This window comes from Marivirga arenosa (assembly GCF_030503895.2).
GTDB classification, from domain to species: Bacteria; Bacteroidota; Bacteroidia; order Cytophagales; family Cyclobacteriaceae; genus Marivirga; species Marivirga arenosa.
In genome coordinates, this window is record NZ_CP129970.2 from 2,640,417 (window position 1) to 2,660,948 (window position 20,532).

Genomic DNA, 20,532 nt, shown 5'->3' on the forward strand with positions numbered 1-20,532 from the left:
TTATTTTATGTTCGCGAGATTAACTCCGGTTGTTAAAAACCTTTTACTGATAAATATTGGATTACTTTTAATCCCATCGCTTCTAAATTTTGATTTAGCCAACCTTTTTGGATTACGCTACATATTTGCAGAGTCTTTTAAGCCCTTTCAGTTTATAACCTATATGTTTTTACATTCAGGTTTTGGCCATTTACTGGGGAATATGTTTGCCTTGTTTATCTTCGGTCCAATGTTGGAAAGGTTTTGGGGTTCTAAGCGCTTTTTCATCTATTATATGGTGACCGGCATAGGGGCAGGAATGCTATTTGGAGTTGTAAATTTCATTGAAATGCAACAATTAGAATCAGCAGCTCAACAATATATAAATAATCCTAATTATGAAGGTTTCGTATCTTTCATCAATAATAATGCTAATTATGTGTACCGCCAGTGGTATGATTTCATAGATGCTTTCGGTGAAAACCCGAACAGCCAGGAGTATTTAAATGCGAGTATTCAAAGAGTTCAGGAAGTAGTAAGATTTCAGGCAAATGTACCTTTAATTGGTGCTTCAGGTGCAGTTTTTGGGATATTATTAGCTTTTGGTATGCTTTTTCCTAATACAGAACTGTTTTTGTTATTTCCACCAATACCCATCAAAGCAAAGTACCTTGTAACCTTCTATGGATTATATGAGTTATATGCAGGCATACAGAATGCTCCTGGAGATAATGTTGCACATTACGCTCACCTTGGGGGAATGCTAATTGGATTTATTCTGTTAAAGGTATGGCAGAAAGATAATAAGAGATTTTATTAAATAAGATGGCAGGATTTTTTGATGAATTAAGACAAAACTTTAAGCGACCAAATAATGCATTAAATCAATTAATCATTATCAACGCCATTGTGTTTGTTGGTTTAGGATTAATTAGAGTAATAGGAGCTTTTTCTGGTACTAATGAATTATATGCAATAGTAGATGCTCAATTTACTATCCCACCTGATTTAGGTCGATTTATTTACAGACCATGGACCATCATTACCTATGCATTTTCTCATGCCGGCTTTTTTCATATATTATTGAATATGTTGGTTTTATATTGGTTTGGAATGCTCATTTCTCAATATTTGGGTAGTGCCAAATTAGTCAACTTATATGTTTTAGGAGCACTGGCAGGAGCGGTTGTATTTATTTTAGCCTATAACCTAATACCTTTTCTTGCAGACAGAACCACCTCTGGTATGGTAGGAGCTTCAGCTGCAGTTTATGCAGTGGCAACAGCATCTGCAACCTTATTGCCTGATCATAGATTCCATTTGATATTAATAGGACCAGTTAAAATAAAATACATAGTTGCGGTTTACATAGTGTTATCTTTATTGAATTCTGCTGGCCCGAATGCAGGGGGTAATATTGCTCACTTAGGGGGTGCTGCAATTGGCTTTCTTTACGTTAGAGGTCTTCAAGCAGGGACGGACTTCGGTCTGTGGATTCAAATGACCTTAGGTTTTTTTCAGAATCTTTTCAAATCAAAGCCAAAGATCAAAGTGACTTACAAAAAGAGTAAATCATCTAATCAAAAGTCAAGCAGTACTTCAACATCAAGTAGTTCTTCTTCTGCATCTGAACAAGAAGAGATTGATAGAATATTAGATAAGATTTCAGAAAAAGGCTATGAAAGCTTAAGCAAAGATGAAAAGCAAAAGCTTTTTAACGCTAGTAAGAAGTGATGAATCATAATTAGTAATTAGTTATTACGAATTATTGAGTTAGTGCTAAAATAGAGTTTTGATATCTATATTTTAGATTATGCTCTGATAGACATAAACATAATTCTAATAACAGATAAAAAACCTTTTAAGAGATCAACTTAAACTGTTTTTGTTTTCAGAGCATTTATTCTTTTATCACTCTTATGCTTTCTGTTAAGCCATTATGAGTGATATTCAAAATGTACATTCCTGCTTTGAGATTGCCAATTACAATTTGACTGTTAAATGGCTCATAATCCATTTCAGTGTAAATTAACTTACCTGAATAGTTGTATAAATTTATTTTATCTAGCTTTTTTCCTAAATCTTCAGGAACTACTATTTTCAAGTCTGTGATTTCTCGAAATGGGTTTGGATATGCTTTTAGCTGATTACTAAACGTTTTTTTAATTTCAATGGCCTCAAATATTTCAAAGCTTTCATCAATATCAATAGCATTTAATCTATACCTGATGATTCCATAAGGAGCATTATTGTCAGTGAAGTTATAAGAAACATCGCTATTGCTTTCTCCCTGTCCTTTAACAGTTCCAATTACTTCAAAATCTTTATTATGAATTGATCTTTGAACTTCAAAATGGGAAAAGTTTTCTTCTTTAGCAGTTACCCAGTTAAGTTCTATAGCGTTATTATGAGTTAAGGTTCCTTCGAGCTTTTTTAAGCTCAATTGGTAAAGTAGTAGGATCATCGATGATAGCTTGTAAATCAGCTGGGATTGTTTGACCTCCTTGAGGATTGCCAGTGCCATCAGGCTCGGACTCTGTACTTGTACCAGCTACGTTTACCTCACCACCGCCACTGTAGCTTCCTGATCCACCTTGGGTATAATTTCCGGTTACAGCAACTCTTCCTTCATTACTAGTATCACCCCCACTAAAGAAAAACCCACCACCTGTACTATTAAAGTTACCATCTATAATTAAAGTACCGCCATCCTCGACTACTACTCTACCTCCAGCAGGTAATTCTAAATCTCCTCTTATTAGTAAGGTACTTCCACTAGAAATAATAAGGTATCCTCTTAAGTCATTGCCAAAAACGGTCGCGTCAGTCCCATCAATAACTAGCGGGCCACCTCCGTAATTTGAATCATCATAAATGACATTTCCATTAATTTCCACTTCATCTCCATTGATGAACCTTCCAGGACTATCTGTACCATTCCAGCCTGCATTATTACTCCAATTTGTAAAATCATCAGAGAAAGTTTGAAAATCCTGTGATTTTAATAATTTACTATCTAGTAAAAATAGTGATATGAAAATTAATATTAATCTTTTCATAGCAGTAGCATTAATTAGTTATTGCAACTACAAAAGTAATAAAAAGATTTATTTATTTAAATATCTGATTAGTAGGAGAATATGCGGTAACCTAATTTTAGAGTATAGGGGTTATATCTGTCCGATTACATACATGTTTTCTAGGGTAGGGTTTTCGCTACCACCTCTTGGCTCTAGGGTAACAGCGAAGGCAGAAGCATTTTCTGTAGTTTTCATTTTTAAAAAGCTGGTCATGTCACCTGCTACATCAAAAACGCCCATATCAACAGGATTTCCATCTACTATAGCCCATAATTGGTATTGATTGTTCACATCATTGGAAGGCATAGATTTAGCATTTAAAAAGACTTCGTTCGTTTTCTTATTCCAATGCACTATTGCTTGAGCTTCTGGGGCAATATCCAGCCCTTTCATTGGAACATTTTCAATCCCTGGCTGACGTAAAATTTCAATATTAGCGGCATATTGATCCATCTGGTTTTTAACCACATTGTATTGCTGGGCCATCGTTTGGTTTTCAGCAATGATGGTAGATAACCTTGACTCTGTATCCTGCCATAAATTGTAATAATAAACACTTAATACAATACCTAATATGGCAATAATACTGGCAGCCGCTGAAAAATATGGGTAAAAATTAATTGTATTTGATGATTTTGGAGTTTCTACATTAACCCCATTATTAGCTTGTGATGATTTAATCCCTAATTCATCAAAAAGTGTATTTTTCACATGGGCTGGTGGAACGACTTTATCTTTTTCTCCTAAAAGAAATAAAGTTTCTTCCGCTTCATCAAGCGCTTGCTTTACCTCCTCATGCTCTTCTGCATACTGTAATAGCTCTTTTGTTTCAGATTCATTTAACTGACCCAAAACAAAAGCTTCTATTACTCCAGACGATATGTATGCTTCTATTTTACTCACAATAATAATTCTCTTAATGAACGCATAGCAGTTCTTGCCCTCGTTTTAACAGTTCCTAAAGGAATATCAAACTCTTCTGCGATTTCAGATTGCGTATACCCTTTATAATACATTTGCTCAATTACAAATCTTAAATCTTCAGGTAGCTTATCTAAAACCTTATCTAAGCCTATTCCATCAATAGATTGTTCAGTTGAATTTGCATTGTCAATCTTATGTACGTTGTCTGATACTGAATCGGTTTTGCTAGTTTTCTTTATTTCTTTTGATCTTAACTTATCAATTGAAGCATTTCTACTAATATTGACTAACCAAGTGTATAATCGACCTTTTTCGGCACTGTATGAATTAATATTTTTCCATGCTTTTATAAAGGAATCATGAAGTACCTCCTGTGCTACATCCTCAGATTTTACTATTCGAAGTATAACACCATATATAGCACCACTGTAATTATCATAAAGATATTCAAATGCACTCTCTTTTTGTGCTTTAAGTTCTGATATAAGAACTTCTTCAGATATTTTAATTTGTTGTGCTATAGGTATAAGTTTAAGAATGTTGTGCTAAAATAAATGATATTATGGCAATAAAAAAGCTGTTTATTAGATTCATTTGATTAAATCTGCTAAACAGCTTTTTATTTTAATTTATTGGTATTGTAAGCTGTCAGGTTTCACTTTGAAAGCAAGGTGGAAGTTTGTTATCCTGTTTACTCCTTATTTAAGAATAAAACCTGACAGGGTTGAGGATGTCTCTTAAATGTGAATCACCTCATCATAAGCAGCTGCCGCAGCTTCCATCACGGCCTCGCTCATAGTTGGGTGAGGATGAACCGTTTTGATCAATTCATGTCCTGTAGTTTCTAATTTTCTAACTGCAACAATTTCAGCAATCATTTCAGTAACATTAGCACCAATCATATGAGCACCTAGTAATTCACCATATTTCGCGTCAAATACTAATTTTACAAAACCGTCTTTAGCGCCTGCTGCACTAGCTTTTCCTGATGCAGAGAATGGGAATTTACCAACTTTTAAATCGTATCCAGCTTCTTTTGCTTGTTTTTCAGTATATCCAACAGAAGCAATTTCAGGGCTACAATACGTACATCCAGGTATATTCTTGTAATCTAAAGGTTCTGGATTTTCTCCCGCTATTTTTTCAACACAGATAATACCTTCGGCTGAAGCTACGTGAGCTAATGCTGGTCCATGAACTATATCACCTATAGCATAAACCCCATCTACATTAGTCTTGTAATAATCATCAACTAATACTTTTCCTTTATCAGTTGAAACGCCAACATCTTCTAAACCAATATTTTCTAAGTTAGTAGCTACTCCAACTGCAGAAAGAACTACATCGCAATCTAACTTCTCTTCACCTTTTTTGGTTTTAACGGTTACTTTGCAACCGCTTCCTTTAGTATCAACTGAAGTTACTTCAGAGCTAGTCATGATATTAATTCCAGCTTTTTTATAAGTTTTTGCTAATGCTTTAGAAACTTCCTCATCCTCAACTGGAACGATTCTGTCCATAAATTCTACAATGGTAACTTCAGTACCGATTGAATTGTAGAAATAAGCAAATTCAACACCTATTGCACCAGAACCTACCACAACCATTTTCTTAGGCTGTTTTTCAAGGCTCATAGCCTTTCTATATTCAATGATTTTTTTGCCATCAATAGGAAGGTTCGGTAATTCTTTTGCTCTACCACCAGTGGCCAATATGATATGATCAGCTGAGTATTCAGTCTTTTTACCGTTATTGTCAACTTCTACTTTCTTGCCTTTTTTAAGTTTACCAAAGCCATCAATAACCTCAATTTTGTTTTTCTTCATTAAGAACTGAACACCTTTGCTCATTCCTTCAGCAACTCCACGGCTTCTTTTTACCATTCCAGTGAAGTCAGCTTTTGCATCTTTTACGCTAATACCGTAATCTTCTGCATGGCTTATATATTCAAATACATTGGCACTTTTTAATAGGGCTTTTGTAGGAATACATCCCCAGTTTAAGCATATACCTCCTAAGCTCTCTTTTTCAACGATCGCTACTTTTTTACCTAACTGTGAAGCACGTATAGCTGCTACATAACCACCCGGGCCTGAACCCACAACAATAATATCATATTTTGATGCCATAATATTGATTAGTTAAATTTTGAAATCTTTTTTCTGCTGACAAATTTAATGGAAAAGGGACTAGAAAAAAATTTTAGCAGACTTAGGATTATGAACACTTCTATAATTCCATTGTTCAACATTATTTACAGTTCTCACAATATTATATAATAGAACGATTGAGAAAAATAAGATTAAAGCATTTTTAATTTTGTTATTGTCTAATTTAATTATGTAATATTTTGATGATGAAATTGTTTGTAGAATTATTAATGGTATGATTGGAGCTAGGAATCTTCCAATCTCGCTTTTTTCAAGTAACGGTAGTGTAATAAAAAGAAAAATGTAAGTTGTAATTAATGTGATTATTAAAGAGTTTTCTTTTTTGTAAATAATTGACATCATTATTATTGAAAGCAGAATGATAATGATGTAGGAGTTTAATCCAGTATCGGTTGGCAAAACTAATCTTATTAGTTCATTTGAAACCATTTTAAAATTTTTTAAAAAATCAGCCAAAAATGGTTGTTGATAAATGTAATATTCTTCAGGGAACAATATTCTTCTATTGATATTCCAAAGAATTACTGGTATTACAGATATACTTAATGCGGATCCTGTTGAAAATAATTTTTTGAAGTCTTTGTTTTTAAAATATAAAACGATAGAATAAATCGACAATCCTACCATTATAAAAACTCCAGCATTCCTCTGCAAACACATTAAGCAAAACAGGATTCCAGCAAGCATTAAATATTTGTGGTTATTTTCATCCATGTTCCACTTTTGAAAAAAATACAATCCTGAATATAGGAATAGTATAAAATTAACTTCAGTCCATAGGAAACTTGATAGTAAGTAAGGATATACTGTTAGTGTATATACCGATAAGACCATCAAACTAAGCGTAATTGAATATTTTAATTTTAAGAATCGATAAATAAAGAATAGACCAAGTAAGAAACTGAAGCTGTGAAATACATAATAACTACTTTCACTAAATAAGCTTAGTGTAATGGGAAACAGTGGTGGCCAGAAAACATAGGCGCCTCCATCAGCAGCTGTTAGTTTCCCTTCATTTATAATATTTCTTGAAGCTGTCCAATAAGTATTTGAGTCAATAGTCCAAATTAAACCACCCCATGAAGAGTATAAATGAGTACTTAACGCTAAAAGAAGAATAAAGCTAAGGAAATACCATTCGTACCGATTAAATATTCTTTTAGAGGCTATTTTAATATTCATTTTCTTAATTAGCTTATTCCTTGTAATTTTAGACTTTTTAAAATCAACTTCAAACCTATTATGACAAAACTATTAGATGGAAAAACTGCACTTATAACAGGTGCATCTAAAGGGATTGGTAAAGCCATTGCCCAAAAATATGCTGAGCAAGGAGCTAATGTTGCTTTTACGTTTTTATCAAGTATGGAAAAAGGTCAGGCTTTAGAAAAGGAATTGGCTGATGCTTATGGAGTAAAAGTTAAAGGCTATCGTTCTGATGCTTCCGATTTTAAAGCAGCAGAAGAATTAATTGCAGGGGTTGTAGCTGATTTTGGTAGCCTAGATATTTTGGTAAATAATGCGGGTATCACTAAAGATAATTTATTGATGAGAATGACGGAGGAAATGTGGGATGACGTCATTAATATCAATTTAAAATCATGTTTCAATACTGTGAAAGCAGCCAACAGAACTTTCATGAAGCAAAAAAGCGGATCTATTATTAATATGACTTCAGTTGTTGGGGTAAAAGGTAATGCTGGTCAAGCGAATTATGCTGCTTCAAAAGCTGGTATAATTGGATTTACGAAATCAGTGGCTTTAGAGCTTGGTTCCAGAAACATTAGATCAAATGCCATAGCTCCGGGATTTATTGAAACTGAAATGACGGATGCATTAGACGAAAAAACCGTACAAGGATGGAGAGATGCTATTCCGTTGAAACGAGGCGGGAGACCTGAGGACGTAGCTGATTTATGCGTTTTCTTAGGTTCTGATATGTCATCCTACATTACGGGTCAAGTAATTCAGGTTGACGGTGGAATGTTAACCTAATCAAAATTCAAAATTAAGTTTCTAGCTATATCAATGATTATAGCTAGAAACTTTTTTCAGCAAATTCTTCTTATGTAGTTAAACAAATTCTTCAAACTTAATGAGGAGAATGCTCGTTAAGCTGATCGATTAATAAGATATAATTTACTTTTAGATATGTATACCGATTTTAGTGATTTAGATGATAATTCAAGATTGTGGGTTTATCAAGCCGATAGAAAATTAACTGAAAATGAAAAGGAATTCATTTTAATGAATGGTAAAGCATTTGTTGATTCTTGGACGGCCCATAACAAAACTTTACATGCTAGCATTGAAGTGAAATATGATCAATTTATAGTACTCGCAGTGGATGAAACTAAATCACAAGCTACGGGCTGTTCAATTGATAAATCGGTTCACTTTATTAGAGCAATCGAAAATGAATTAAATATTAATTTATTGGATAAAAGTAAAGTTGCATTCCTAAAAGGTGAGGAGGTAGTTTTAGAAAATCTTCCTTCCATTAAATCTAAGGTTGAAGGAAACGAAATATCAGCTGATTTACTTACTTTTAATAATATGGTGACAACAAAAGCTGATTTTAATTCAAAATGGTTAATACCAGCTTCTGAAAGTTGGATGTCAAGATTTTTTAAAGAGAAAGTATAATTTTATACTATTTTTCGTTCTTATAGTAGTGTAAAAAACTAAACTATTGAAAACCAAAGCGTACATATTTTTAATATTCACCTTTTTAATTGTTAATGCTTGTTCTGTTTATAAAAAAGCAGAAAAGAAATTTGAAAAAGGAGAGTATAATTCAGCTATCGATCTCTATCAATCAGCTATTAGGAAAAATGAAAATGCTGCTCAAGCATTGTTTTATACGGCTGAAGCCTATAGGCTTTCCAATAGATTAGAAATTGCAGCCCCTTATTATAAAGCTGCAATTGATTCAGGTTATCAGGAAGATGAGGTATATTATAATTATGCTTTGTCATTAAAAGCAAATTCAAATTATAAAAAGGCCAAAGAAGTATTAGAGAGTTACTTACCCAATGCTAATAATGATGAATTTAAAAAATTAGCTAATTTTCAATTAAATAATCTTTACAATATTGATGAAATATTAGAAGATCAGACTTTTTACACAGTTAAAAACCTTCAGGAAATAAATACACCGGCAGCTGAGTATGCTCCGTTTTTTAATGATGATAAACTTTATTTTACTTCAACCCGTGATGAAGACAGTAGAATTTATAAAGCTACAGGAGATAATTTTTCTGATATCTATCAAGTGAAATCAAGGGGGGCAAATGTTGATACTACTACTATAGAAAAATTACCTCCTATTATAAATTGGCCTGATGCAAATGAAGGCTCAATAGCAATTGGTCCTAGAGGTAGAACTATGATTTTTGCTCGTGGAAATACCGGCAAGCGTAAAGGCCAAAACGATGTAAATTTATACATTACTCGTTATCGCAGTGGACAATGGTCTGAACCTGAATTAATGCGGATTAATGATCCAAATGCTTGGAATTCGACTCCTGCTTTTAGTGAAGATGGCCGAACACTTTACTTCTCTTCCACCCGAGAGGGAGGTTTTGGCGGAGTGGATCTTTATTCTGCTACAGTAAATAGTCGTGGACAATGGGGTAATGTTAGAAATTTAGGAGATCGAATTAATACACCAGGTGATGAAATGTTTCCCTCAACCTCCCAAGATGGGAAACTATATTTTTCATCAAATGGCCATCCAGGCTTAGGAAAGCTAGATATATTCGTAGCGGAAAGAAAAGGAGGTAAAATCACTATATCTCATCTTGGAAAGCCTATGAATTCTAATAAGGATGATTTTGCCGTTTTTATGTATTCCCCAGATAGAGGCTTTTTCTCGAGCGATCGTCCAGGTGGAGAAGGCAGAGATGATATCTATACTTGGAAAAACGAAGACCCTAACCTTAAAATCGTTAATTACTTTTTAGCAGGAGTTAGTACAACCCGTAATCAAAATAATGATGAGGTGATATTACCAGGTACTAGCGTTAGATTATTCTCTTCTGATAGTGTATTGTTAGGGGAAATTATGACGGGTCAAGATGGGAAATTTAATTTCAGAGTGTCAGAAGAAGAAAATTATTTCATTATAGCCGAGAAAGAAAATTATTTCACCACTCGAAAAACCTTTTCGACTATAGGTAAAACCCTGGATAAATCTAAATTAGATGCTTTGATCACTAATAAGGTTTTTGAAACCGAAATTTTGCTTGAAGAAATCATCTTAGATAAAGCCTTTGAGCTAGAAAATATTTATTATGATTTTGATTCGGCTAATATCCGAGCGGATGCCGCAAAAGAATTAGATCGATTAGTTACAATTTTGGAAGACAACCCTCCAATTAAAATTGAATTAAGTTCACATACCGATGCACGTGGAGAGGCAGCTTATAATCAAGATCTTTCAAGAAGAAGAGCAGAGTCTGCAGTGGCTTATATAATATCTCAGGGTATAGATCCATCTAGAATTAAGGCCAGAGGATATGGTGAAAGTCAACTTATAATTCAGGATGCTCAAACCGAAGAGGAACATGAAACCAATCGTAGAACTGAATTTAAAGTAACGGAATACGATAAGGAGATTGCTCGTAAAATGAGAGAAGCCGAAGAAGCTAAATTCAAAAAAGGAACCACAGAGGTAGAAATTAAGAGTGAGGAAGAAGTACCAGAGCAATCATCATCTGATGAATTTGATTTTAACTAATCAAGTTGACAAGTTACTATGTTGACTTGTTGTCAAGTATTTAATTATGGCAATATTTTTAAGTGGTCAGAATCAATTAATCAGAAAAAATCTTTTCTTTATCAATAACTTGACAACTTTTGAAAACCTGTAAATTTGTCACCTATTAAAATAAAAAGGCCCCGCAATAATTGCGAGGCTAACCCTATTGTTGATCTATATTTTGTTATTGAATTATTATTCTGATATTTTCTTGTAAGCTATTGTGATTTACTTTTAAAATATACATACCGGCTTTCAATTCTTTTTCAATTTGTAGACTTGATTGAGTATCAAAATTTCTGAATTCTTGAATTTTAACTCCTGATAAGTCAAATAAACCTACGTAATCAATATTTTCTTTGAATTTGGCAGGAACATATATCTTTAAATTTGAAGCATTTTGAGCAGGATTCGGCATTATTCTTAAATTCCCTTCAAAACCTTTTTCAATACTTAAAACTGGTGAATATTCAAAAGTAGCATCAATGTCGACAGATTTTAAACGATAATAAAGCTTACCAAAAGGAGCGTTTTCATCAGTAAAGTCATAATAAACATCTGAATTACTTTCACCTAGTCCTTGAACTATTCCTATTTGCTCCCAATTTTTTTGATCTAAAGAACGCTCAAGCTCGAAGTGTGAGAAATTCTCTTCTTTGGCTGTGATCCAGTCTAGATTAATATTATTGTTAAATATCGATGCTGAGAATGATTTTAGTTCAATGGGTAGTGTTGAATTTACTACTCCTAGATCATTAACAAGATAATCTGCTAAAGCTTGATCATTATCTACCAAATCTTGAGCATCTCCAGGTGTAGTACCAGCATAATTACTGCCTCCTCCAGTTCCTAAATTATTTGTACCTAAAATATAAAAATCACCACTGTTCGATATGTTAGTATTATTTCCTGTAGAAGCAGAGCCTACTACTACCAATTTACCACTTGAAGAAACATTAATATTGTTATTAGATTCTAAGTTGCCAAGTATAATTAATATACTGGATCCTCTTATTGTTAAAACAGTATTGTTTTTAAAAATAAGATCACCCGTAACTATTAGAGTATCACTGTCATCTGTATTGTTGTTGATGGTTATGTTTGCATTTTGATCAAAATCCAAACTACCAGTCCTAGTAACAGTACCGTTAATCGTAATATTTATATTTTTCAAACCAGTGGTTCCTGGCGCATTGCTTCCATTCCAGGTTGAGTTTGCAGTCCAGGCTCCAGTTTGCTCATCAAAACTTGATTGGCTAAAAGCTTGAAAACTTGTTAATAACAGAATTAATATTCCTACCTTTTTCATAATGCAAATATACGTCTAATGATACTATTCAGTTCTTAAAAACTAGTTGAAATACTAGCCTTTCTTACATAAGTATGACTATTTACGATAATCAGCACATAGTTGGATTTAAATGAGTTATTTTAATAGGTTAAATGTAGATATGGTTCGATAAAGGCTTATTTTCTTAATAAAAGCACTTGATTCAATTTTCAATAATACCATTTGCCCTTTGTGGTTGGGGCTACATACGCTATATTTGTGATTTCATAGAAACTTTAAATCATTTATGGCTGATTTTGCAAACCTACAACTGGCTAATGACAATGGTGTATTAACCATCACCATCAATAGAGCCGAAAAACTAAATGCCTTAAATATAGCTACCATTGAAGAGCTGCGTGAAGCCTTTCAAGATATTTATGATAATCCTGAAGTAAAGTCAGTAATCATCACAGGAGCTGGTGAAAAAGCTTTTGTGGCGGGAGCTGATATTTCTGAAATTTCAGAATTAAATGAGATGAATGGCAGAAAGTTTTCTGAGAATGGTCAGGAAGTTTTCGAAATGATTGAGAAATGCCATAAACCTGTGCTTGCAGCGGTTAATGGTTTTGCTCTGGGTGGAGGATGTGAATTAGCCATGTCTTGCCACATGAGAATTGCTACACCAAATGCTAAATTTGGGCAGCCTGAAGTGAATCTAGGAATAATCCCAGGTTATGGAGGTACCCAAAGATTAACACAGCTTATTGGAAAAGGTAAAGCATTAGAGTTAATGATGACTGCTGATTTTATTGGTGCCGAAGAAGCTAAAAATTTAGGTTTGGTGAATCATATAGCCGAAAGTCAAGAAGAATTAATGACTTTAGCTAATTCTATTTTACATAAAATTAATAGTAAAGCACCATTAGCAATTGGTATGGTAATCGATAGCGTAAATGCTTACTATGCTGGTGAAGAGAATGGTTATCAAACGGAGGCTAATAGTTTTGCTGCTTGCTGTAAATCTGAAGATTTTAAAGAAGGTACTAAAGCATTCTTAGAGAAAAGAGCTGCAGAGTTCAAAGGAGAGTAGGTTTAAGTAATAATTAGTAATTTTTTAATTAGTAATTAAATAGAAATGGTAAATAGGGAGTTAAATTATCTTTTTGGTAGTTATCTCCCTATTTTTAATCTCTTTATCTCAACTTCCTGCTTCCATCTTCCAACATCCAACCCCCAGCGATGAATCCACTTAAAAAGTTAGCATCTGAAGCCGGTTTATATGGATTACCCAGCATTTTGGGAAGATTGTTAAATTACTTATTAGTACCCATTCACACGGCAATTTTTTTGGAGGCGGAATATGGTAGTCTAAATCAGCTTTATGCTTATGCTGCTTTCTTAAATATTATTTATACCTATGGAATGGAAACCGCTTTTTTTAGGTTTTCTACAAAAGAGAAAGATAATAGCTATTATTCTCAGGCCTTTACTTCCATTTTAATAAGCTCCTTAATTTTCAGTACAGCAATATTTTTATTCTCAGAACAGATTATCGATTTTCTTAAATTATCTGTTGAAACTTACATTGTACGTTACCTTGCGGTAATCTTTTTTATCGATGCAATTATTGCTATTCCTCTTGCTAAATTAAGATTAGAGCATAAAGCAAAGAAATTTGCTTTTACCAGAATGAGCAGTATAGTCTTAAATATAGCTTTCAACATTCTTTTCTTAATGCTTTTCCCATATTTGGCAAAAAAAGGATTTATGAATTGGGATTCGAAAGAAAGCGTTGGAATTGGTTATGTGTTTTTAGCAAATCTCTTAGCGAATATTTCAATGATTTTGATTTTATACAAAGAGATCTTTTCTGCTCATCTTCAAATACAGTGGATAAAATTAAGAAAAATGTTGGTTTATGCATGGCCAATATTATTAATGGGAGTTGCTGGTATTGCAGTAGAACAATTAGATAAAATATTATTCGAATTTCTTCTTCCAGAAGATTTTTATGCTGGAATAAACGCAAAAGCTGCAATAGGTATTTATTCTGCGGCCTTTAAGTTAAGTGTTTTTATGGCGCTAGCAGTACAAGCATTTCGTTATGCAGGAGAGCCATTCTTTTTTAGTCAGGCAGAAGATAAACAAGCGCCAGAGTTATTCGCGAAAGTATTGTATTATTTTGTTTCTCTTTCTTTGATAATATGGGTGGGGGTGAGTTTAAATGCTGATTTAATTGGTCAGATTTTCCTTCGAGGCTCAGGATACCGAGATGCTTTATTCTTAGTTCCAATTTTACTTTTAGGAAAATTATTCTTTGGAATCTATGTAAACTTAAGTATTTGGTTTAAGATTACAGATAAGACTTATTATGGAGTTTATATTAGTGTTTTAGGAGGCTTGGTTACGTTAGTAGGTGATTTGATATTAATACCAATTTTAGGTTATACTGGAGCAGCTATCGCAACACTTTTAGCGTATTTTAGCATGATGGTGTATTGTTATTTTACCGGTCAAAAGTATTTTAAAATTCCATATCAGGTAGGGAAGATATTTTTAAATATTTTAATCTCAGGAATACTTATTGCTACTTATTTTTATTTCAAACCTGATTCATCTTGGCTGAATTATACGTTAGGAGTACTTATTACTTTGATTTTTATCCTAATTGTATATTTATATGAACGCAAAAGGGTTTTTTCCAATAAATTAAATTGATACTTTTGAATTTAGAATTCTAATTATGAAAGTAAACGTTATCAATAAATCAAATAATGAACTTCCAGCTTATCAAACAGAAAGTTCAGCAGGCTTAGATTTACGAGCTAATTTGGAAGAGCCTATTAATTTGAAGCCCATGCAAAGAGTATTGGTTCCTACAGGCCTATTTATGGAATTACCCAAAGGTTATGAAGCACAGATCAGACCCAGAAGTGGATTAGCTTACAAGCATGGAATAACGGTGCTTAATAGTCCTGGTACAATTGATGCTGACTACAGAGGGGAATTGAAAGTTTTATTAGTTAATCTTTCAGATGAAAGCTTTCTGATCGAAAATGGAGAAAGAATAGCGCAAATGGTCATAGCTAAACATGAACAAATTGATTGGAATTTAGTAGAAACTCTAGAAGATTCTGAAAGAAGTGCCGGTGGATTTGGTAGCACTGGAAAATCATAACTTGAAGAAGTTTTATAAAATCGATGTTAAAAGAACCTTATGGTTCAATAAAAATATAGAAAAATGAATATAATTATACCTATGGCCGGCATGGGGAAACGCATGCGACCTCATACACTTACCGTCCCTAAACCTTTAGTGCCAATTGCGGGTAAGCCTATTGTACAAAGGTTAGTTGAAGATATTGCTAAGGTTTGTGGAAGTGACGTTGATAAAATAGGATTTATAATTAAATCATCTTTCGGCAAAGAAATTGAAGCAAGTCTTCTAAAAATAGCTGAATCGGTAGGTGCAAAAGGTTCTATCCATTATCAGGAAGAAGCTTTAGGTACAGCACACGCTATCATGTGTGCTAAAGAGTTATTGGATGGAAATACAGTCGTAGCCTTTGCGGATACACTCTTTAAAGCGGATTTTAAATTAGATACTTCTGAAGAAGGTATAATCTGGACTCAGAAAGTAGATGATCCTTCAGCTTTTGGCGTGGTTAAAGTGGATGATAATAATGTCATTACTGATTTTATTGAAAAACCTGAAACTCCTGTTTCTAATTTAGCAATCATCGGGATTTATTATTTCCAAAAAGGAGAAGATTTAAGAAAAGAGTTACAGTATCTTTTAGATAATGATATTAAAGACGCAGGAGGCGAATTTCAGATTACTGTCGCGCTTGAGAATATGAAAGATAAGGGTGTAAAATTACGCCCTGGTACGGTAACTGAATGGTTAGATTGCGGAAATAAAGATGCAACCGTTTATACCAATCAAAGATATTTAGAGTTTATTAAGCATGAGAATTTAATTAGTGAATCAGCAAGTATAAACAACTCAGTTATTATCCCGCCAGTGTATTTGGGTGAAAATGTAAGTATTGAGAACTCAGTTATTGGTCCTCATGTTTCCATAGGAGATGATACTAAGGTGGCAGATAGCAGAATTAAGAATAGTATAATTCAAACGAATACAAATATTACTGAAGCTCAAATTAAAGACAGTATGCTCGGGAATTTTGTTTCTTACAATGGAGCAGCTAAAGATTTGAGTATAGGGGATTACAACAAAGTAATTGAATAATTTATAGTGTTAAATAGGGTAGGGAATAGTGTAAGTAGCATTTTTGTATTGCTTTTAATTGCGATGGCTCAACTTGGGTACGCTCAAGTTCCTGATACACCTCAACAAGAAGATATATTACCTGAAGCTGATCCTTTAAAAGTGGATCGCTTTAATGTAGAATTCCTAATCGTTGAAGGTATGCATCATTTAGCTATCGATGATAAAGCAAAAGCTTTGGATAGTTTTATGAAGGCTCATCAAATTATGCCTGAAAATGCCGCTTTAAATTATCAAATCGCTAAAATTTTAAAGGATAGTGATGATAAGAATCAAGCACTTTTTTACATCTCTAAATCAACTGAGAAAGATCAATCCAATTATTACTACCAAGCTTTAAAAGCAGAAATACAAACCGAATTAGGAAGTCTTTCTGAAGCAATTCAGACTTACGAAAATTTATATAAATTTTCTGAAAATGCTCCAGATGATTATTTATTAGAGCTTGCAGCGCTTTATTTATATAGTAATGATCTTAATATGGCGCTGAATACGTATGACAGAATCGAAAGTAGGATAGGTATTTTAGAAGAAGTAAGTACTCAAAAGCAAAAAATTTATTTAAAGCAGAATAAATTAAAAGAAGCCATTGAGGAAGGAAAAAGATTAGTAAATGCTTATCCGAAAATTGGTGATTATGCTGTTTCTGTAGCTCAGATCATGTTGTCAAATGATAAAAAAGATGATGCTATTAATTATTTGAAATCATATTTGGACGATTATCCAAATCAAGCTTTGGTTCAAATGGAATTAGCTAAGCTTTACAGGCAAAATGGAGAATTTGAGTTAGCACTACCATATTTTGAAAAGGCTTTTACTTCAGAGGAAATACCTTTAGAAGATAAACTGAATAATTTCGTTGCACTAATTCAAAAAATAACATCTGAAAATGAACAAAAAAAACTGAAAGCATTAGGTCAAAATATTATAAAAATTCATTCTACTGATGCAAATGCTTATGCAGCAAATGGTGATTTATATTTCGCATTGAATCAAAAAGATAGTGCAAAATATTTTTATAGTAAAGCAGTAAACATTAATGGTGATAATCTTCAATTATGGCAAAACTTATTATCCATTGAGATGGAAAGTGCCAATTATAAAAATGTGGTAAAATATGCTGATGAAGCCTTGACCTATTTCCCCAATCAGCCTGTATTATATTTATATGGTGGATCAGGTCATTTTTCATTAAAGAATTATAAAATGGCCATTATGAACTGGGAGCAAGGCAAATCTATTGTTTATGGTAACCCAAGATTAAAAAGCACTTTTGCGGCTCAATTGGGTGATGCCTACCATGCTAATCAGCAGTTTGATAAATCATTTAGGTCTTATGAAGAAGCAATTGAAGCTAATCCTAGTAATTATTTTGCTATAAATAATTATGCCTACTATTTATCTCTAAGAAAAGAAAATTTAGACAGAGCTAAAGAACTGTCATCCAGAATGGTGCAAGCGAACCCTGATAATGCTACCTTCCTAGATACCCACGGATGGGTTTTATTCCAAAAGGAAGAGTATGAAGAGGCTCTTAAGTATTTAGAAAAAGCTGCGGAAAATAGTAATTCCGCTACCATAGTTGAACATTATGCTGATGCGCTTTTCAAAACTGGCGATAAGGATAGGGCTTTAGAGGTATGGAAGAAGGCAAAATCCTTAGGAGGGGCTTCTGATTTAATTGACAAAAAAATATCTGAAAAAAAATATTATGACGCGTCTATTTAGTGTATTAATCTGTTTCGCAGTTTTAGTCTTCACTTCATGTGGTAAAAAGATTTTACCTACTTCATCTGTGGAAAAGGAATATGCATTAGAAAAATTTGATTTTGACTATCTACAAGCAAAATCTAAAATTCGGTTTAGTTCTCCCGACCGAAACCTAAGCTCAAGTGCTAGCATAAGAATGAAGAGAGATAGCATAATCTGGGTTTCTGTATCACCTATTTTCGGGATTGAAGCGGCAAGAGGCTTTATAAGTCAGGATACAATAGTTTTTCTGGATAGAGTGAATAAGGATGTTTATCGGTATAATTTCAAATCCTTGAGTAATAGTTTGAATTTTGAAATAGATTTTGAAATGATACAGTCTATTTTGCTAGGAAATCAGGTTTTTGAGTTTAAAAATGATGATAACTTCTCAAAAAAGGCAGGAGAATTAATGATTAATCAAAAAAGAGGAAGGTTTGAATTGGAAACTACTGCCTCTGCTAAAGACAGAAAAGTCCAAAATATTAAGGTGAGAGAAATTCCAGATGGAAGTAAAATGGAAATTATATTTTCAGAATTTAATTTGGTTGATCAACAAGCCTTTCCCTTCAATGCAATTGTTGAAATCATATCTGCAGGCACAAAAGGTGAAGAATCTACCCAAGTGCAAATCGAACATTCAAAAGTAGAAGTAGGAAATACTCCAATCTCTTTCCCATTCAGCGTACCAAGTAAATATGAAAATTAATTTTTTCCATATTAGCCTTATAAGTCTTTTTTTAATTTTTGGGTACGATTCTTATGCTCAAAAATCTAGAGAGGAGTTAGAAAAAGAAAAAAAGGAGAATCTCCAAAAGATAAGTGAAGCGGAGAAAATTTTAAATCAAACAACTTCCAAAAAGCGGGCTACAATTGGTCAATTAAATGCTTTGAATTATAAAATTCAGGCTCAGCAATCCTTAACAAATTCCATTTCAAATGAACTGAATTTATTGAATCAAAAGCTCAATGAGATTGGAAGTATTATCAATTCAATGGAGAGTGATTTGGAAAAAATGAAAGTTGAGTACGCCAAAATGTTGTATGCCACTCAAAAAAGTAATCAATCGCTTAGTAAGCTAGCATATGTGTTTGCATCCTCGTCTTTTTATGAAATGTTCATGCGTTTAAAGTATATGGAATATTATGGGAAAATTCGTAGAGAACAAGCTGCACAAATTGAGTTAATCAAACAATTATTGATAGGTCAAAAAGAAAGTGTAGAAGAAGTTAGACTAGAAAAAAGTACACTTTTGCAAGAACAAATTTTCAGAAATAGAGAGCTAAATAAATTAAAGCAACAACAAAGCTCTTTAGTAACAGAGCTCAACAAAAGAGAGAAACAAATAAAATCTGAAATAGAAGATAGAAAAAAATCAGTTAAAAACTTAGAGAAAATAATTGCTGATTTAATTAAAAAGGAAATTGAGAAAAGCTCAAAGGGAGCATCTTCCACAAAGTTTGCTTTAACACCAGAAGCAAAAGAATTATCAGATTCATTTGCTGGTAACCGAAATAAGTTGTTTTGGCCTGTAAGCTCTGGCTTTATTTCACAAAAATTCGGTACTCACCCGCACCCTGTTTATAAAAATATTCAAATCAAAAATGACGGAGTAGATATCCAAACTAATGAAAATCAAGAGATACGAGCTGTTTTTGATGGGGAAGTCAGAAATGTAGCATTTATACCAGGTATGAATAATGTGGTTATGGTTCAACATGGTGAGTATTTTACAGTTTATGCTAAGCTAAAAGAGGTGAGCGTTAGAAAAGGAGATAAAGTCACCGCAAAACAACCACTAGGGATAGTTTATACCGACAATGACGGTACTTCAGAAATTCAATTTCAGGTTTGGAAAAACAATCAAAAGATGAATCCTGAACAATGGCTTTTTAGAAGATAAAAGTATTCTCACCTATTATTTTTTGAGATTAGATGAACTATTGTGTGATAATAAGACTTTCTGAAATAGAATTACTCAATTTTTGATAAGGGGTTGGTTAGGCAATCAATTATTCTTTAACTTTACATTTACATTTATAATATAACAAGCAATGAACACAGTATTTGCATTTTTAGGTGGTTTAGGAGGATGGGAAATCCTTTTAATCATGTTAGTAATTTTAATATTTTTTGGTGCTAAAAGAATACCTGATTTAGCTAGAGGTTTAGGTAGAGGTATCAGAGAATTTAAGGATGCTACTACAGAAATTAAAGACAATATTGAAGACGGAGGTACTTCTCATAACACTACCTCTAAAACTGATAGCACTCAAAGTAGCAATACTAAAGACCAATAATA

At 33.1% G+C, this 20,532-nt stretch carries 20 protein-coding genes; 13 read left to right on the top strand and 7 right to left on the bottom strand.

From position 1 onward, the window contains the following. The first annotated feature begins 7 nt into the window (after window positions 1-7). Window positions 8-799 carry a rhomboid family intramembrane serine protease gene (locus tag QYS48_RS11575; RefSeq protein WP_308356040.1) on the top strand — a complete coding sequence of 264 codons (792 nt, stop codon included), beginning with the start codon at window positions 8-10 and terminating at the stop codon, window positions 797-799. A 5-nt stretch (window positions 800-804) separates the two neighbouring features. Further along, the gene (locus tag QYS48_RS11580) at window positions 805-1,713 is read left to right on the top strand and encodes a rhomboid family intramembrane serine protease (protein ID WP_308356041.1); all 909 of its coding nucleotides are present in this window, start codon (window positions 805-807) and stop codon (window positions 1,711-1,713) included. 166 nt (window positions 1,714-1,879) lie between these two features. On the opposite strand, the gene QYS48_RS11585 is transcribed toward QYS48_RS11580, so the two are convergent. The 6 genes from QYS48_RS11585 to QYS48_RS11610 form a co-directional block, all read right to left on the bottom strand. Continuing rightward, window positions 1,880-2,422 carry a T9SS type A sorting domain-containing protein gene (locus QYS48_RS11585; RefSeq protein ID WP_302101664.1) on the bottom strand — a complete coding sequence of 181 codons (543 nt, stop codon included), beginning with the start codon at window positions 2,420-2,422 and terminating at the stop codon, window positions 1,880-1,882. Next, window positions 2,385-3,038 (bottom strand): hypothetical protein, encoded by a 654-nt coding sequence (locus QYS48_RS11590; RefSeq protein ID WP_302101663.1) that lies wholly within the window; start codon window positions 3,036-3,038, stop codon window positions 2,385-2,387. The genes QYS48_RS11585 and QYS48_RS11590 overlap by 38 nt, the downstream gene beginning before the upstream one ends. 111 nt (window positions 3,039-3,149) lie before the next feature. Next, the gene (locus QYS48_RS11595; protein ID WP_308356042.1) at window positions 3,150-3,962 is read right to left on the bottom strand and encodes an anti-sigma factor; all 813 of its coding nucleotides are present in this window, start codon (window positions 3,960-3,962) and stop codon (window positions 3,150-3,152) included. Further along, window positions 3,959-4,522: a sigma-70 family RNA polymerase sigma factor gene (locus QYS48_RS11600; protein ID WP_308358435.1), complete on the bottom strand. Its 564-nt coding sequence runs from the start codon at window positions 4,520-4,522 to the stop codon at window positions 3,959-3,961. The genes QYS48_RS11595 and QYS48_RS11600 overlap by 4 nt, the downstream gene beginning before the upstream one ends. A 198-nt stretch (window positions 4,523-4,720) precedes the next feature. Further along, entirely contained in the window at window positions 4,721-6,115 is a 1,395-nt protein-coding gene (gene lpdA, locus QYS48_RS11605; protein ID WP_308358436.1) for a dihydrolipoyl dehydrogenase, read from the bottom strand. 57 nt (window positions 6,116-6,172) lie between these two features. Further along, complete coding sequence (locus tag QYS48_RS11610; RefSeq protein ID WP_302101660.1) at window positions 6,173-7,336, bottom strand: glycosyltransferase family 39 protein; 1,164 nt, start codon at window positions 7,334-7,336, stop codon at window positions 6,173-6,175. 60 nt (window positions 7,337-7,396) lie between these two features. On the opposite strand from QYS48_RS11610, the gene fabG reads away from it, so the two are divergent. The 3 genes from fabG to QYS48_RS11625 all read left to right on the top strand — a co-directional run bounded on the left by fabG (window position 7,397) and on the right by QYS48_RS11625 (window position 10,895). Further along, entirely contained in the window at window positions 7,397-8,149 is a 753-nt protein-coding gene (fabG, locus tag QYS48_RS11615) for a 3-oxoacyl-[acyl-carrier-protein] reductase (RefSeq protein ID WP_308356043.1), read from the top strand. Window positions 8,150-8,305: 156 nt separating this feature from the next. Further along, window positions 8,306-8,800, top strand: a complete 495-nt coding sequence (locus QYS48_RS11620; protein ID WP_302101659.1) for a hypothetical protein — start codon at window positions 8,306-8,308, stop codon at window positions 8,798-8,800. 46 nt (window positions 8,801-8,846) lie between these two features. After that, window positions 8,847-10,895, top strand: coding sequence for an OmpA family protein (locus QYS48_RS11625; protein ID WP_308356044.1), 2,049 nt, complete (start codon window positions 8,847-8,849; stop codon window positions 10,893-10,895). A 205-nt stretch (window positions 10,896-11,100) separates the two neighbouring features. Here the strand turns inward: QYS48_RS11625 and QYS48_RS11630 are convergent, their stop codons facing one another. Further along, entirely contained in the window at window positions 11,101-12,225 is a 1,125-nt protein-coding gene (locus tag QYS48_RS11630; protein WP_308356045.1) for a T9SS type A sorting domain-containing protein, read from the bottom strand. Between the two features lie 268 nt (window positions 12,226-12,493). Between QYS48_RS11630 and QYS48_RS11635 the strand changes: the two genes are divergently transcribed. The 8 genes from QYS48_RS11635 to QYS48_RS11670 all read left to right on the top strand — a co-directional run bounded on the left by QYS48_RS11635 (window position 12,494) and on the right by QYS48_RS11670 (window position 20,530). After that, the gene (locus QYS48_RS11635; RefSeq protein WP_302101653.1) at window positions 12,494-13,279 is read left to right on the top strand and encodes an enoyl-CoA hydratase/isomerase family protein; all 786 of its coding nucleotides are present in this window, start codon (window positions 12,494-12,496) and stop codon (window positions 13,277-13,279) included. Window positions 13,280-13,428: 149 nt separating this feature from the next. Then, entirely contained in the window at window positions 13,429-14,907 is a 1,479-nt protein-coding gene (locus QYS48_RS11640) for a polysaccharide biosynthesis C-terminal domain-containing protein (protein WP_308356046.1), read from the top strand. A 25-nt stretch (window positions 14,908-14,932) separates the two neighbouring features. Then, the gene (gene dut / locus QYS48_RS11645) at window positions 14,933-15,367 is read left to right on the top strand and encodes a dUTP diphosphatase (RefSeq protein WP_302123691.1); all 435 of its coding nucleotides are present in this window, start codon (window positions 14,933-14,935) and stop codon (window positions 15,365-15,367) included. Window positions 15,368-15,430: 63 nt separating this feature from the next. Then, window positions 15,431-16,441 (top strand): sugar phosphate nucleotidyltransferase, encoded by a 1,011-nt coding sequence (locus tag QYS48_RS11650; RefSeq protein WP_302101648.1) that lies wholly within the window; start codon window positions 15,431-15,433, stop codon window positions 16,439-16,441. Window positions 16,442-16,447: 6 nt separating this feature from the next. After that, a complete protein-coding gene (locus tag QYS48_RS11655; protein ID WP_308356047.1) occupies window positions 16,448-18,208 on the top strand; it encodes a tetratricopeptide repeat protein in 1,761 nt (586 codons plus the stop codon). Continuing rightward, entirely contained in the window at window positions 18,192-18,938 is a 747-nt protein-coding gene (locus QYS48_RS11660; protein ID WP_302123697.1) for a DUF4292 domain-containing protein, read from the top strand. Before QYS48_RS11655 ends, QYS48_RS11660 begins: the two co-directional genes overlap by 17 nt. After that, window positions 18,928-20,133 carry a peptidoglycan DD-metalloendopeptidase family protein gene (locus QYS48_RS11665; RefSeq protein ID WP_308356048.1) on the top strand — a complete coding sequence of 402 codons (1,206 nt, stop codon included), beginning with the start codon at window positions 18,928-18,930 and terminating at the stop codon, window positions 20,131-20,133. The genes QYS48_RS11660 and QYS48_RS11665 overlap by 11 nt, the downstream gene beginning before the upstream one ends. 151 nt (window positions 20,134-20,284) lie before the next feature. After that, on the top strand, window positions 20,285-20,530 hold the full coding sequence (locus QYS48_RS11670) for a twin-arginine translocase TatA/TatE family subunit (protein ID WP_308356049.1): 246 nt from the start codon (window positions 20,285-20,287) through the stop codon (window positions 20,528-20,530). Window positions 20,531-20,532: the final 2 nt, after the last annotated feature.

Excerpts from the sequence above, each read along its gene's own strand:
- QYS48_RS11640 (WP_308356046.1), top strand. The coding sequence starts at position 13,429 with ATGAATCCACTTAAAAAGTTAGCATCTGAAGCCGGTTTATATGGATTA.
- QYS48_RS11670 (WP_308356049.1), top strand. The coding sequence starts at position 20,285 with ATGAACACAGTATTTGCATTTTTAGGTGGTTTAGGAGGATGGGAAATC.
- QYS48_RS11660 (WP_302123697.1), top strand. The coding sequence starts at position 18,192 with ATGACGCGTCTATTTAGTGTATTAATCTGTTTCGCAGTTTTAGTCTTC.
- QYS48_RS11610 (WP_302101660.1), bottom strand. The coding sequence starts at position 7,336 with ATGAATATTAAAATAGCCTCTAAAAGAATATTTAATCGGTACGAATGG.
- QYS48_RS11665 (WP_308356048.1), top strand. The coding sequence starts at position 18,928 with ATGAAAATTAATTTTTTCCATATTAGCCTTATAAGTCTTTTTTTAATT.
- fabG (WP_308356043.1), top strand. The coding sequence starts at position 7,397 with ATGACAAAACTATTAGATGGAAAAACTGCACTTATAACAGGTGCATCT.
- QYS48_RS11650 (WP_302101648.1), top strand. The coding sequence starts at position 15,431 with ATGAATATAATTATACCTATGGCCGGCATGGGGAAACGCATGCGACCT.
- QYS48_RS11590 (WP_302101663.1), bottom strand. The coding sequence starts at position 3,038 with ATGAAAAGATTAATATTAATTTTCATATCACTATTTTTACTAGATAGT.
- QYS48_RS11620 (WP_302101659.1), top strand. The coding sequence starts at position 8,306 with ATGTATACCGATTTTAGTGATTTAGATGATAATTCAAGATTGTGGGTT.
- dut (WP_302123691.1), top strand. The coding sequence starts at position 14,933 with ATGAAAGTAAACGTTATCAATAAATCAAATAATGAACTTCCAGCTTAT.
- QYS48_RS11630 (WP_308356045.1), bottom strand. The coding sequence starts at position 12,225 with ATGAAAAAGGTAGGAATATTAATTCTGTTATTAACAAGTTTTCAAGCT.
- QYS48_RS11575 (WP_308356040.1), top strand. The coding sequence starts at position 8 with ATGTTCGCGAGATTAACTCCGGTTGTTAAAAACCTTTTACTGATAAAT.
- QYS48_RS11635 (WP_302101653.1), top strand. The coding sequence starts at position 12,494 with ATGGCTGATTTTGCAAACCTACAACTGGCTAATGACAATGGTGTATTA.
- QYS48_RS11580 (WP_308356041.1), top strand. The coding sequence starts at position 805 with ATGGCAGGATTTTTTGATGAATTAAGACAAAACTTTAAGCGACCAAAT.